The sequence below is a fragment of the Pectobacterium sp. F1-1 genome (assembly GCF_025643735.1).
GTDB lineage: Bacteria > Pseudomonadota > Gammaproteobacteria > Enterobacterales > Enterobacteriaceae > Pectobacterium > Pectobacterium colocasium.
On record NZ_CP104733.1, the window covers coordinates 258134 to 270122 of the forward strand.

Sequence of the window (11989 nt, forward strand, 5' to 3'; positions counted from 1 at the left end):
TAATGACTTTGATTTATCAAAGACACCTTCGGGTTGTGAGGTTAAGCGACTAAGCGTACACGGTGGATGCCTAGGCAGTCAGAGGCGATGAAGGGCGTGCTAATCTGCGATAAGCGTCGGTAAGCTGATATGAAGCGTTATACCCGACGATACCCGAATGGGGAAACCCAGTGTGTTTCGACACACTATCATTAACTGAATCCATAGGTTAATGAGGCGAACCGGGGGAACTGAAACATCTCAGTACCCCGAGGAAAAGAAATCAACCGAGATTCCCCCAGTAGCGGCGAGCGAACGGGGAAGAGCCCAGAACCTGAATCAGTTTGTGTGTTAGTGGAAGCGTCTGGAAAGTCGCACAGTAAAGGGTGATAGTCCCGTACACAAAAATGCACAGATTGTGAGTTCGATGAGTAGGGCGGGACACGTGACATCCTGTCTGAATATGGGGGGACCATCCTCCAAGGCTAAATACTCCTGACTGACCGATAGTGAACCAGTACCGTGAGGGAAAGGCGAAAAGAACCCCGGCGAGGGGAGTGAAACAGAACCTGAAACCGTGTACGTACAAGCAGTGGGAGCCTACTTGTTAGGTGACTGCGTACCTTTTGTATAATGGGTCAGCGACTTATATTCTGTAGCAAGGTTAACCGTTTAGGGGAGCCGCAGGGAAACCGAGTCTTAACTGGGCGTTAAGTTGCAGGGTATAGACCCGAAACCCGGTGATCTAGCCATGGGCAGGTTGAAGGTTGGGTAACACTAACTGGAGGACCGAACCGACTAATGTTGAAAAATTAGCGGATGACTTGTGGCTGGGGGTGAAAGGCCAATCAAACCGGGAGATAGCTGGTTCTCCCCGAAAGCTATTTAGGTAGCGCCTCGTGAATTCATCTTCGGGGGTAGAGCACTGTTTCGGCTAGGGGGTCATCCCGACTTACCAACCCGATGCAAACTGCGAATACCGAAGAATGTTATCACGGGAGACACACGGCGGGTGCTAACGTTCGTCGTGAAGAGGGAAACAACCCAGACCGCCAGCTAAGGTCCCAAAGTCATGGTTAAGTGGGAAACGATGTGGGAAGGCACAGACAGCCAGGATGTTGGCTTAGAAGCAGCCATCATTTAAAGAAAGCGTAATAGCTCACTGGTCGAGTCGGCCTGCGCGGAAGATGTAACGGGGCTAAACCATGCACCGAAGCTGCGGCAGCGACACTCAGGTGTTGTTGGGTAGGGGAGCGTTCTGTAAGCCTGCGAAGGTGGCCTGTGAGGGTTGCTGGAGGTATCAGAAGTGCGAATGCTGACATAAGTAACGATAATGCGGGTGAAAAACCCGCACGCCGGAAGACCAAGGGTTCCTGTCCAACGTTAATCGGGGCAGGGTGAGTCGACCCCTAAGGCGAGGCTGAAAAGCGTAGTCGATGGGAAACAGGTTAATATTCCTGTACTGGGTGTTACTGCGAAGGGGGGACGGAGAAAGCTAGGTTATCCGGGCGACGGTTGTCCCGGTTTAAGCGTGAAGGTGGGTGACTTTGGTAAATCCGGGTCATCGTTAACACTGAGGCGTGATGACGAGTCACTACGGTGATGAAGTAACTGATGCTACGCTTCCAGGAAAAGCCTCTAAGCTCCAGGTAACACCGAATCGTACCCCAAACCGACACAGGTGGTCAGGTAGAGAATACTCAGGCGCTTGAGAGAACTCGGGTGAAGGAACTAGGCAAAATGGTGCCGTAACTTCGGGAGAAGGCACGCTGGTGTAAGGTGAAGTCCCTCGCGGATGGAGCTGAGACCAGTCGAAGATACCAGCTGGCTGCAACTGTTTAATAAAACACAGCACTGTGCAAACACGAAAGTGGACGTATACGGTGTGACGCCTGCCCGGTGCCGGAAGGTTAATTGATGGGGTTATCCGTAAGGAGAAGCTCTTGATCGAAGCCCCGGTAAACGGCGGCCGTAACTATAACGGTCCTAAGGTAGCGAAATTCCTTGTCGGGTAAGTTCCGACCTGCACGAATGGCGTAATGATGGCCAGGCTGTCTCCACCCGAGACTCAGTGAAATTGAACTCGCTGTGAAGATGCAGTGTACCCGCGGCAAGACGGAAAGACCCCGTGAACCTTTACTATAGCTTGACACTGAACCTTGAGCCTTGATGTGTAGGATAGGTGGGAGGCTTTGAAGTGTGGACGCCAGTCTGCATGGAGCCGACCTTGAAATACCACCCTTTAATGTTTGATGTTCTAACGTGGGCCCGTAAACCGGGTTGCGGACAGTGTCTGGTGGGTAGTTTGACTGGGGCGGTCTCCTCCCAAAGCGTAACGGAGGAGCACGAAGGTTAGCTAATCCTGGTCGGACATCAGGAGGTTAGTGCAAAGGCATAAGCTAGCTTGACTGCGAGAGTGACAGCTCGAGCAGGTGCGAAAGCAGGTCTTAGTGATCCGGTGGTTCTGAATGGAAGGGCCATCGCTCAACGGATAAAAGGTACTCCGGGGATAACAGGCTGATACCGCCCAAGAGTTCATATCGACGGCGGTGTTTGGCACCTCGATGTCGGCTCATCACATCCTGGGGCTGAAGTAGGTCCCAAGGGTATGGCTGTTCGCCATTTAAAGTGGTACGCGAGCTGGGTTTAGAACGTCGTGAGACAGTTCGGTCCCTATCTGCCGTGGGCGCTGGAAGATTGAGAGGGGTTGCTCCTAGTACGAGAGGACCGGAGTGAACGCACCACTGGTGTACGGGTTGTGATGCCAATTGCATTGCCCGGTAGCTAAGTGCGGAAGAGATAACCGCTGAAAGCATCTAAGCGGGAAACTTGCCTCGAGATGAGTCTTCCCTGGACACTTGATGTCCCTGAAGGGCCGTTGAAGACGACGACGTAGATAGGCTGGGTGTGTAAGCGTAGCGATACGTTGAGCTGACCAGTACTAATGACCCGAGAGGCTTAACCTTACAACACCGAAGGTGTTTTGAGTGATGATGACTCATAAAAAACAATACTCAGCTTGTTCGAAGATTGGTTCTGATGGTTGTGCAGAGAAAAGCGAAAGCGACTTGGTTACAACGGTTAGAATGAAACAGAATTTGCCTGGCGGCGATAGCGCGGTGGTCCCACCTGACCCCATGCCGAACTCAGAAGTGAAACGCCGTAGCGCCGATGGTAGTGTGGGGCTTCCCCATGTGAGAGTAGGGAACTGCCAGGCATCAAATAGTGGAAGGCTCCTGTCGAAAGACAGGGGCTTTTTGCTGTCTGCGTTAGGAAAGGCTGTTTATCCGTATCCGGTGCCTGCCAGCAGTTCGTATTACAAATACGGTGAATGGACGGCTGTTGAGGATGGAGAAGTCTATTTGTTACCAGCGACTATTCAATGGCTTAGCGTGAAAGCTGCCTACCTGTGTCGCCCGTACTCATGAAGTTATAGCGAGAGCTGTTTACTGGTGCTATTAGGAAAGGCCTGCGCAGACACGCAGGCAGAGTGTTTCGGTATTAGTGCAGAATCTGCGAGAGAAATGACTGCGTGCGTTCTGAGCGAGGGCTGGAGAAGAAGATATCTGGTGGCGCTTGTTCCACGATCTCCCCCTGATCCATAAAGATCACCCGGTCAGCGACCGTTCTTGCGAAACCCATCTCGTGCGTTACGCAGAGCATCGTCATCCCGTCCTGAGCCAGTCCAAGCATGGTATCGAGTACCTCTTTTACCATTTCAGGATCCAACGCGGATGTCGGTTCATCAAACAACATAATCTTAGGTTTCATGCACAGTGAACGGGCGATGGCCACACGCTGCTGCTGACCTCCAGATAACTGTCCCGGAAATTTATGGGCATGGGCGGCGATACGCACGCGTTCCAGATAGTGCATTGCCAGCTCTTCCGCTTCTTTTTTTGGCATGTGGCGCACCCAGCATGGCGCCAGCGTGCAGTTCTGTAATACGGTTAAGTGTGGGAACAAATTGAAGTGTTGGAAAACCATGCCGACTTCAGTACGAATTTTTTCGATATTACGCAAATCATGATTCAATTCGATCCCATCAACGACAATTCGCCCTTGTTGATGCTCTTCGAGATGATTAATGCAGCGTATGGTGGTTGATTTCCCCGAGCCAGATGGGCCACACAGTACGATACGTTCCCCTTGTCTGACCTGCAAATTGATATCTTTAAGTACATGAAATTGCCCGTACCATTTATTCACATTTTCTAAGGTAATCATGTGATCGGTTGATTGAGTGAATGCAGTCTGATTCATGGATGGCCTCAGTGTGACTTGTGTCCGGTGTTAAAACGATTTTCAAGATGCTGGCTATAACGCGACATGCTGAAACAGAAAATCCAATAGACCATGGCGGCGAAGACATAGCCTTCTGTCGACATACCTAGCCAGGTGGGATCGACCGTGGCCTGTTGGATGCTGCTGAAGAGATCGAAAAGGCCGATGATGATCACCAGACTCGTGTCTTTAAAGAGAGAAATAATGGTATTCACCAGACCTGGGATAACCATTTTCAGCGCTTGCGGGAGAATGACCAGACCCTGCATACGCCAATAGCCTAAGCCCAGAGATTCAGCGGCTTCATACTGTCCTTTAGGTAGCGCCTGCAAGCCACCGCGAACGACCTCGGCGACATAGGCGGACTGGAATAAAATCACGCCGACTAGCGCCCTTAGCAGTTTGTCGATAGTCGTGCCCTCCGTTAAAAACAGCGGCAGCATCACGGAGGACATAAAAAGCACGGTGATAAGCGGTACGCCGCGCCAGAATTCGATGAAGACAACGGAAAGCATACGCACAATCGGCAGTGTGGAACGGCGGCCTAATGCGAGTAAGATGCCAAGTGGTAACGCACCCGCGATACCCACGGCGGCGATGATCAGCGTTAACGTTAACCCGCCCCACTGATAGGTTTCCACTCGGCTAAGTCCGCCAAAACCGCCGTAAAGCAACCACCATGCAATGAGCGGATACACCACCGCCCAGACCGCAATGTAGCGCCCGCGATAGGGAATGCTTTTCAGAAACATCGGCAGGATACTCAGCAACCCGATAGCGAGTGCAAAGTTGATACGCCAGACTTCCGCTGCCGGATACAGGCCATACATGAAATGACCAAATCTTTCATGAATGAAGACCCAGCAAGCGCCATCACGCGTACAGTCATTGCGGGTGGTGCCAATCCAATTCGCCTGAAAGATCGCCCAGTTGAGCAGCGGCGGTATGGCAACCCACAATAGCCAGAGGCAAAACAGCGTTAGCAGGCTATTGCTGATACTGGAGAAGAGATTACGTCGAGCCCATAACATCGCTCTGAAAAGAGAGGACTGACGGCCTTGCGTATAATGGTTCATCGTCATGACGTCCTCTTAGCGTTCGACTAATGCGATCTTTCGGTTATACAGATTCATCAGCAGCGAAATCAGCAGGCTGATAATGAGGTAGACCGACATGGTAATGGCGATGGTCTCAATGGCCTGGCCGGTCTGATTGAGAACCGTTCCTGCGAACAGCGACACCATATCGGGATAGCCAATGGCGGCAGCCAGCGAAGAGTTCTTCACAATATTCAGATACTGGCTGGTGAGTGGCGGAATGATGACGCGCAGCGCCTGTGGGAGGATCACTTTGCGTAGCGTAACGGGATTTGGCAACCCGAGAGAACGTGCCGCCTCATGTTGACCGTGGGAAACCGATTGGATACCTGAACGAATGATCTCGGCGATAAACGATGAGGTGTAGACTGAAAGCGCGACGGTTAATGCCGCCAGTTCAGGGATCAACACCATACCACCACGGAAATTGAAGCCTTTCAATTCCGGCATATCCCAGTGAAAAGCGGAGCCGAAAATCAAATGACTGAGTGCGCACAGCACAAGCAACAGGCCTAACGCCAGCGGCCAGGTTCTGCGTGGCTGGCCGGTTAACGCGTGGTAGCGCCGGTTACGCCGAAAGACGATCCATGCCACAACTGCTGCGATCAGCAGAGAAAGGAAAAATGCCGCCGCGCCTGGCCCCAATTCAGGAGAGGGTAGATAAAAGCCCCGATTGCTGAGGAACGCGATATCAAAGGCGCTGATCGACTGGCGTGGCCCCGGCAAATTTCGTAGTACCGCAAAGTACCAAAAGAAGATCTGCAATAGCGGTGGAATATTACGAAATATCTCGATGTAAACGTTGGATATTTTTCGCAGTAACCAGTTATCGGATAGTCGGGCAAGGCCAACGGTAAAGCCGAGAATCGATGCAAACACGATACACAATGCTGAAACCAGCAGTGTGTTGAATAACCCAACAAGAAAAACGCGGGCGTAGGTGTCGCCTTGTTGATAGTCAATCAGGTGCTGGACGATGCCAAAACCGGCGCTTTTATTCAGAAAATCAAAGCCAGAGGTGATGCCCCTCTGTGCCAGATTGGTTACGGTGTTGTGCAACAGGTAGGCTGCGACAGCCAATACCGCGATCACAACGACAATTTGATACAGCCAGGCGCGCACCGCTGGGTTAGTCAGTGATAAATCACCTTTTACGGTTGGGCGTTGTAGCATGCTGGAACCTCGATGCGGGGTACTGAAGGGCGCAGCCATACGCTGCGCCCGGTTTTTTCTGATAATTAACGTACCGCTGGCGCGTACTGGATCCCGCCTTTGTTCCACAGTTCGTTCAGGCCGCGCTTAATTTTCAACTCACTGCCCATACCGACATTACGTTCAAAGATTTCGCCGTAGTTACCGACTTGTTTGATGATTTTAAATGCCCAATCGTTTGGTAATTTGAGATCTTTACCATAGCTGCCTTCGTGACCCAGCAGGTGAGACATATCTGGCGTAGTCGGTTTTGCTGCCAACTGATCGACGTTTTTCGAGGTCACACCCATCTCTTCGGCGTTCAGCATGGCGAATAATGTCCAGCGCACGATAGAGAACCACTCTTCATCACCACGGCGTACCACCGGGCCCAGCGGCTCTTTAGAAATCACTTCTGGCAGAACGATAAACTCAGCAGGTTTGCTCAGCTTGATGCGCAGCGCGTACAACTGTGACTGGTCGGATGCCAGCGTATCGCAGCGGCCGGATTCCAGCGCTTTGGCGCTTTCATCAGAGCGGTCGAACGTGACAGGGGTGTACTGCATTTTATGGGTCTTGAAGTAATCTGCGACGTTCAGCTCAGTATCGGTACCGGCCTGAATACAAACGGTTGCGCCATCCAGCTCTTTTGCACTGGTTAAGCCTGCTTTGTTGTGCGTCAGGAAGCCAATACCGTCGTAGTAAGTGACACCGGTAAAGAGCATACCCATGCCGCCGTCGCGGGAAGATGTCCACGTGGTGTTACGTGACAGCACGTCAACTTCACCGGATTGTAGCGCGGTAAAGCGTTCCTTCGCCGTTAGCGGCGTATATTTAACTTTATTGGCATCGCCGAATACGGCTGCGGCAAGGCCGCGACACACGTCAACATCAATACCGGAGTATTTACCGCTTGCATCGGCATAGGAAAAACCGGGTAAGCCATCGCTGATACCGCATTGCACAAATCCTTTCTTCTGAATGGCGTCCAGTGTTGCACCAGCATGGGCTTGATTGATTGCGGCAAAGAGTGACGCGCCAGCAACCAGAGTAGAAATCACTATTCTTTTCATAATCATCCTAGCGTCTAGAGTTATTTGCTGTTTTTGAAGTACACAATTGTTTTTGACGTACACAATAAGGTGCACCATACCTGCCTGTCGGGATGCCGACGTGAGCAGAGCGAAGCAAATAAAATGCCAATTTTCTATTTGCTTGATAATGAAGACGAAATGAAAGGCTTATTGATCTAAATAGGTAATTCTAAATGGGTATGTTCGCACCGTGACAAATGCAAAGAGGGCGGTGTGCCCTCTTTTGGTGCGCCGAAATAGAGGGTGCGAGGCTACGTCAGCCAATATACGCATTTTTCTGGTATGGGGAGTCGTCGTTCGAGCAGCTTTAAAAGCGGAGTGACTGTGAGGGAGCATCAGCCCAGCGGAGTGCATAGGCTGATGTCGGCATTAGTGTGCGATATGGCGCTGATAATACTTTTCGAGTTTCACCTGTAGCTGGCTCAGTACGGTGCTGAACATCAAGTAAATCAACGCCGCTTCGATATACAGAATCAGAGGCTCATAGGTAACGGAAACGATGCGCTGAGCGGATAAAAACATCTCCGGTACGGTGATCACGGCAGCCAGCGACGTATCCTTGATTAAGGAGATAAACGTATTGGAAAGCGGCGGTAGCGACACGAAAACGGATTGCGGAAAGATGACCCAGCGAATCGCTTGCCTGCCATTCATGCCGAGAGAATAGGCGGCATTCCATTGGCCTTTCGGGACAGACAAAATGGCTCCACGGACGATCTCCGAGCTGTAGGCACCCACGCTGATGGTGAAACCAATGAGCGCAGCGGGGAAGGCATCGAGAGTAATCCCCGCGCTGGGCAGCCCATAAAAAATCAGGAAAAGCTGCACCAGTAACGGTGTGCCACGAATAACCCAAACGTAGAAATCACCCAGCCATTTCAGCGGCTTCGGGCCATAAAGGCGAACCAGCGCGATGAGAATGCCGAGGGCTAAGCCAAAGATGAAAGACAGAATCGCCAGAGGGACAGTAAATTTAAGTCCCGCAGACAGCAGACTCCAAAAGGAGTCTGCCATGAGTTGTAGCCAAGGCGGCATGAAAACGAGCTCCGATAAAGATATGCTCTAATTACAGAGCGATTATTGAGAAACATCCTCCCCGAAGTATCGCACAGATATGGTTTTATAGGTGCCGTCGGCTTTGATTTCATCCAAAGCTTTATTCAATGCTTCCACCAGTGGTGCCTGATTCTTACGCACCAGAATCGCGGAAGGTTCGCCGTCTTTTGAGGTCGCTGCAATCTTCACGTTGGCATCTGGCTTCTGCTTTTTGAAATCCAGGAATGACAGATTGTCGTTCAACGTGGCGTCCGCACGGCCGCTGAGAACCAGATCCAGCGACTGATTAAAGCCGTCCGTCGGCACAATGTCCGCGCCGTAGCTGGTGGCTTGTTTAGAGTAATTGCTGGTCAGGCTTTGTGCTGATTTTTTGCCTTTCAAATCGCTGAAATCTTTAATGGTGGTGTTATCGCCACGGACAACTAGCACCGCTTTGGAGTCGATATACGGCTTGGAGAAATCATACTTGGCTTGGCGCTCTTTGGTCACACCAACCTGATTGATGACCGCATCGTAGCGCTTGGCATCAATACCGGCGATTAAGCCGTCCCAACGTCCTTCAATGAACTGAGCTTTCACGCCGAGCTTTTCTGCCACCGCGCGGCCAATATCCACATCGAAACCAACCAACTGGCCTGATTTATCATGATAGGTATAAGGCGCGTAGGTGCCTTCTGTGCCGATCTTGATAACCCCTGCGGACTTGATGGCGCTAAGGTCATCGGCATGAGCGAATACGCTGGTAGCAAGCAGGGCGCTGGTCAGTAAAGCAAAACGTATTTTTTTCATTATGAATTCCTGTGAGTGGTATGCAGTGATGCGCTTATAACTTTTGTTAATAACGAATCTACGCGACAACACATCTGTTTATAAATCACGTTGTGTGATGATTTATATCAGAAGTGAATATAGTGGCTTTATGTCATTTTCGCGATATCGCTCGCGTTACTGCGTGAATAGACTATCTGTCTCACGTGAAGTGTTTTGAGCATCCAGGATTGAGGGGAGGTTGCCCTCTATCCAGATAGCCAACCCCTCGACAAGGTTGCTGACTTCTCTGCCCATTGGCGTCAATGAGTAATCAACATGTGGCGGGATAACAGGATGTGACACGCGTAAAACAAAGCCGTCATGCTCCAGTGTTTGCAACGTTTGCGCCAGCATCTTTTCGCTGACACCGCCGACGGTGCGCCGTAATTCGCTAAATCGATAGGTGCGCTCTCGCAGTGCCAACAGAACCAATACTCCCCAGCGGCTTGTAACGTCGCGCAGAATAGTTCGTGATGGGCACGCTTCTGCCATCACATCAGCACAGATAAAACGTTGTGAGGATTCTGGCGTCATGTTTCTCTCCTGATTCAATCATATGCACTAACTTTTTGGTGCGTACTTGTAAAAAAGTTAACGACATCGTAATTATCTCAAATGTTATTTCCTGATACCACCGTACACGATTCCCGACCACTCAATAGCAAGGTGATTCTTATGATAAAGACGCTGTTTCTGACGGCAACGCTGGGATTAAGCCTCACGATCGGCGCCGTATACGCACAAACGCCGGCGTCCGTTCCCAGTAACCCTGATGCGCTGTTTACCAGCCCCGATCCCACACTAAACGCGAACAAACAGGTGGTTTACCGCATCCTCCGTGAATTGCTTGACGCGGGGCATTGGGATAAAGCGGATGAACTCCTTTCTGCTGAGTATTTACAACATAATCCGAACGCCCAGAGCGGTCGTGCTGCCGTTGTGGATTACTTTACCAAGGTGCTCAAGGTGAAGCCTCAGCCGCTCCCTGAACGGCTCAATATGAAAGTGATTGCGGTGATGGCTGAAGGCGATCTGGTTACGGTGCTTTACCCGCGCACCGTTCGTGACCCGAACGTCGCAGGGGGAGCCTACACCACAACATGGTATGACACGTGGCGCATTAAAGACGGTAAGGCCGTAGAGCACTGGGATCCGGCGTTACTGGGGGAAGCGCCCGATTTACGTTAGCAGACGATTTTTGCACCGTTTTTCTGTAGTGAACATAGCGTAATCAATGGATATAGGCGAAGAGGTACTCAGTATGGAACGCAGAAATTTTCTGAAGCTGGCTGCTGGAAGCGCTGCCCTTGTGGCAACAGGGCGCGCGTTTGCTCAAACGGAGAAAGCGAAGGGGGCGATGTCAGTTTTTCAACCCCAGACGGTGCAGGGAACGGTGCTGCCGACGCGTGGCCGGGTGACGGGGACGTCATTGCCGCTCAATGCGCCCGCCACCGGGGACATTCGTTATCGGACACCCTTCCGCTTCGGCATGGGGGGAACACAGATTGGCAATATCTTCGCACCGATCAGTGACGATCAGGCGCAGTCTACTCTACAAGCCGCGTGGGACGGCGGGGTTCGCTACTATGATACCTCACCGTTCTATGGTCACGGCCTGTCCGAACATCGGCTCGGGAGGTTCCTGCGTGACAAGCCACGTGACCAGTACATCGTTTCTACAAAAGTGGGACGAATCTTTCATCCTAGCAGAACGCCGTTGCCTGCTTCGCTCTGGGCGGACAAACTCAACTTTTCTTATGAATATGATTATACCGCCGCAGGCGCGCGGCGTTCGGTTGAGGACAGTCTGCAACGGCTAGGGTTGTCCAGTATTGATATCGTCTACATCCACGATCTCGGTCCGGAGAATACGGAATTGCCAGCACCGTGGACGACATCATTTGAGATTGCGCGTAATGGCGCGATGACTGAGTTGGAAAAAATGCGTGCGGAAGGGCTTATCAAAGCCTGGGGCTTCGGTATTAATCGCCCTGATGCCGCGGTGATGGCGGCGGCGTTAGAGAACGGCCCCACGCCGGATATTGTGCTGCTGGCTTGCCAGTACAGCATCATCGACCATGAGGAAACCTTGACGAAAACGTTTCCGGCTTTGGCGAAAAAAGGTATTACGGTGACAGTGGGGACACCGCTTAACGATGGTTTTCTCGGAGGGAGAAATCGTTACCACTTCAGCAACGATCTCCCTCCCGGCGTTGTTGAGAAGCGAGCGCGTTTAGCCGCTGTCGCCGATCGACACGGTATTGATATTCGTACTGCGGCGCTGCAATTCGCTGCTGCGCCGCCTATCGTATCGGCCATTATTCCCGGTGCTCGCGCGTCTGGGCAGGTCGAGGCCAATATCCAGTCAATGAAGGTGAGCATTCCCAAGGGCTTTTGGGATGAGCTCAGGGAACAGAAGTTAATCACTGCCGATGCGCCGATACCTACCTGATTGTGAGGAGGAGCATCAGATCGTTG

Annotated in this window: 9 protein-coding genes and 2 rRNA genes; 4 read left to right on the top strand and 7 right to left on the bottom strand. The window is 51.6% G+C overall.

The window, feature by feature from the left end; translation table 11 throughout:
• Window positions 1–39: 39 nt before the first annotated feature.
• Together NAL19_RS01165 and rrf are read left to right on the top strand one after the other, a co-directional pair.
• A 23S ribosomal RNA gene (locus NAL19_RS01165) occupies window positions 40–2945 on the top strand.
• Between the two features lie 135 nt (window positions 2946–3080).
• Window positions 3081–3196 (top strand): 5S ribosomal RNA (gene rrf, locus NAL19_RS01170).
• A gap of 284 nt (window positions 3197–3480) precedes the next feature.
• On the opposite strand, the gene NAL19_RS01175 is transcribed toward rrf, so the two are convergent.
• The 7 genes from NAL19_RS01175 to NAL19_RS01205 all read right to left on the bottom strand — a co-directional run bounded on the left by NAL19_RS01175 (window position 3481) and on the right by NAL19_RS01205 (window position 10045).
• Window positions 3481–4242 carry an amino acid ABC transporter ATP-binding protein gene (locus NAL19_RS01175; protein WP_284144941.1) on the bottom strand — a complete coding sequence of 254 codons (762 nt, stop codon included), beginning with the start codon at window positions 4240–4242 and terminating at the stop codon, window positions 3481–3483.
• A gap of 8 nt (window positions 4243–4250) precedes the next feature.
• Window positions 4251–5345 (bottom strand): amino acid ABC transporter permease, encoded by a 1095-nt coding sequence (locus NAL19_RS01180; RefSeq protein WP_263058527.1) that lies wholly within the window; start codon window positions 5343–5345, stop codon window positions 4251–4253.
• Between the two features lie 9 nt (window positions 5346–5354).
• Window positions 5355–6533, bottom strand: a complete 1179-nt coding sequence (locus tag NAL19_RS01185) for an amino acid ABC transporter permease (RefSeq protein ID WP_263058528.1) — start codon at window positions 6531–6533, stop codon at window positions 5355–5357.
• 65 nt (window positions 6534–6598) lie between these two features.
• On the bottom strand, window positions 6599–7624 hold the full coding sequence (locus NAL19_RS01190) for an amino acid ABC transporter substrate-binding protein (RefSeq protein WP_005975324.1): 1026 nt from the start codon (window positions 7622–7624) through the stop codon (window positions 6599–6601).
• Window positions 7625–8014: 390 nt separating this feature from the next.
• Window positions 8015–8680: an amino acid ABC transporter permease gene (locus tag NAL19_RS01195; protein ID WP_180743621.1), complete on the bottom strand. Its 666-nt coding sequence runs from the start codon at window positions 8678–8680 to the stop codon at window positions 8015–8017.
• A 42-nt stretch (window positions 8681–8722) separates the two neighbouring features.
• Window positions 8723–9490, bottom strand: a complete 768-nt coding sequence (locus tag NAL19_RS01200) for an amino acid ABC transporter substrate-binding protein (protein WP_225086540.1) — start codon at window positions 9488–9490, stop codon at window positions 8723–8725.
• A 156-nt stretch (window positions 9491–9646) separates the two neighbouring features.
• Window positions 9647–10045: a winged helix-turn-helix transcriptional regulator gene (locus NAL19_RS01205; RefSeq protein ID WP_263058529.1), complete on the bottom strand. Its 399-nt coding sequence runs from the start codon at window positions 10043–10045 to the stop codon at window positions 9647–9649.
• Between the two features lie 141 nt (window positions 10046–10186).
• On the opposite strand from NAL19_RS01205, the gene NAL19_RS01210 reads away from it, so the two are divergent.
• Together NAL19_RS01210 and NAL19_RS01215 are read left to right on the top strand one after the other, a co-directional pair.
• A complete protein-coding gene (locus tag NAL19_RS01210) occupies window positions 10187–10699 on the top strand; it encodes a nuclear transport factor 2 family protein (RefSeq protein WP_263058530.1) in 513 nt (170 codons plus the stop codon).
• A gap of 73 nt (window positions 10700–10772) precedes the next feature.
• Complete coding sequence (locus tag NAL19_RS01215) at window positions 10773–11963, top strand: aldo/keto reductase (RefSeq protein ID WP_263058531.1); 1191 nt, start codon at window positions 10773–10775, stop codon at window positions 11961–11963.
• Window positions 11964–11989 lie beyond the last annotated feature (26 nt).

Bases quoted from the DNA above. Each gene is read 5' to 3' on its own strand.
- NAL19_RS01175 (WP_284144941.1), bottom strand. From the start codon at position 4,242: ATGAATCAGACTGCATTCACTCAATCAACCGATCACATGATTACCTTA.
- NAL19_RS01180 (WP_263058527.1), bottom strand. From the start codon at position 5,345: ATGACGATGAACCATTATACGCAAGGCCGTCAGTCCTCTCTTTTCAGA.
- NAL19_RS01205 (WP_263058529.1), bottom strand. From the start codon at position 10,045: ATGACGCCAGAATCCTCACAACGTTTTATCTGTGCTGATGTGATGGCA.
- NAL19_RS01190 (WP_005975324.1), bottom strand. From the start codon at position 7,624: ATGAAAAGAATAGTGATTTCTACTCTGGTTGCTGGCGCGTCACTCTTT.
- NAL19_RS01195 (WP_180743621.1), bottom strand. From the start codon at position 8,680: ATGCCGCCTTGGCTACAACTCATGGCAGACTCCTTTTGGAGTCTGCTG.
- NAL19_RS01185 (WP_263058528.1), bottom strand. From the start codon at position 6,533: ATGCTACAACGCCCAACCGTAAAAGGTGATTTATCACTGACTAACCCA.
- NAL19_RS01215 (WP_263058531.1), top strand. From the start codon at position 10,773: ATGGAACGCAGAAATTTTCTGAAGCTGGCTGCTGGAAGCGCTGCCCTT.
- NAL19_RS01200 (WP_225086540.1), bottom strand. From the start codon at position 9,490: ATGAAAAAAATACGTTTTGCTTTACTGACCAGCGCCCTGCTTGCTACC.
- NAL19_RS01210 (WP_263058530.1), top strand. From the start codon at position 10,187: ATGATAAAGACGCTGTTTCTGACGGCAACGCTGGGATTAAGCCTCACG.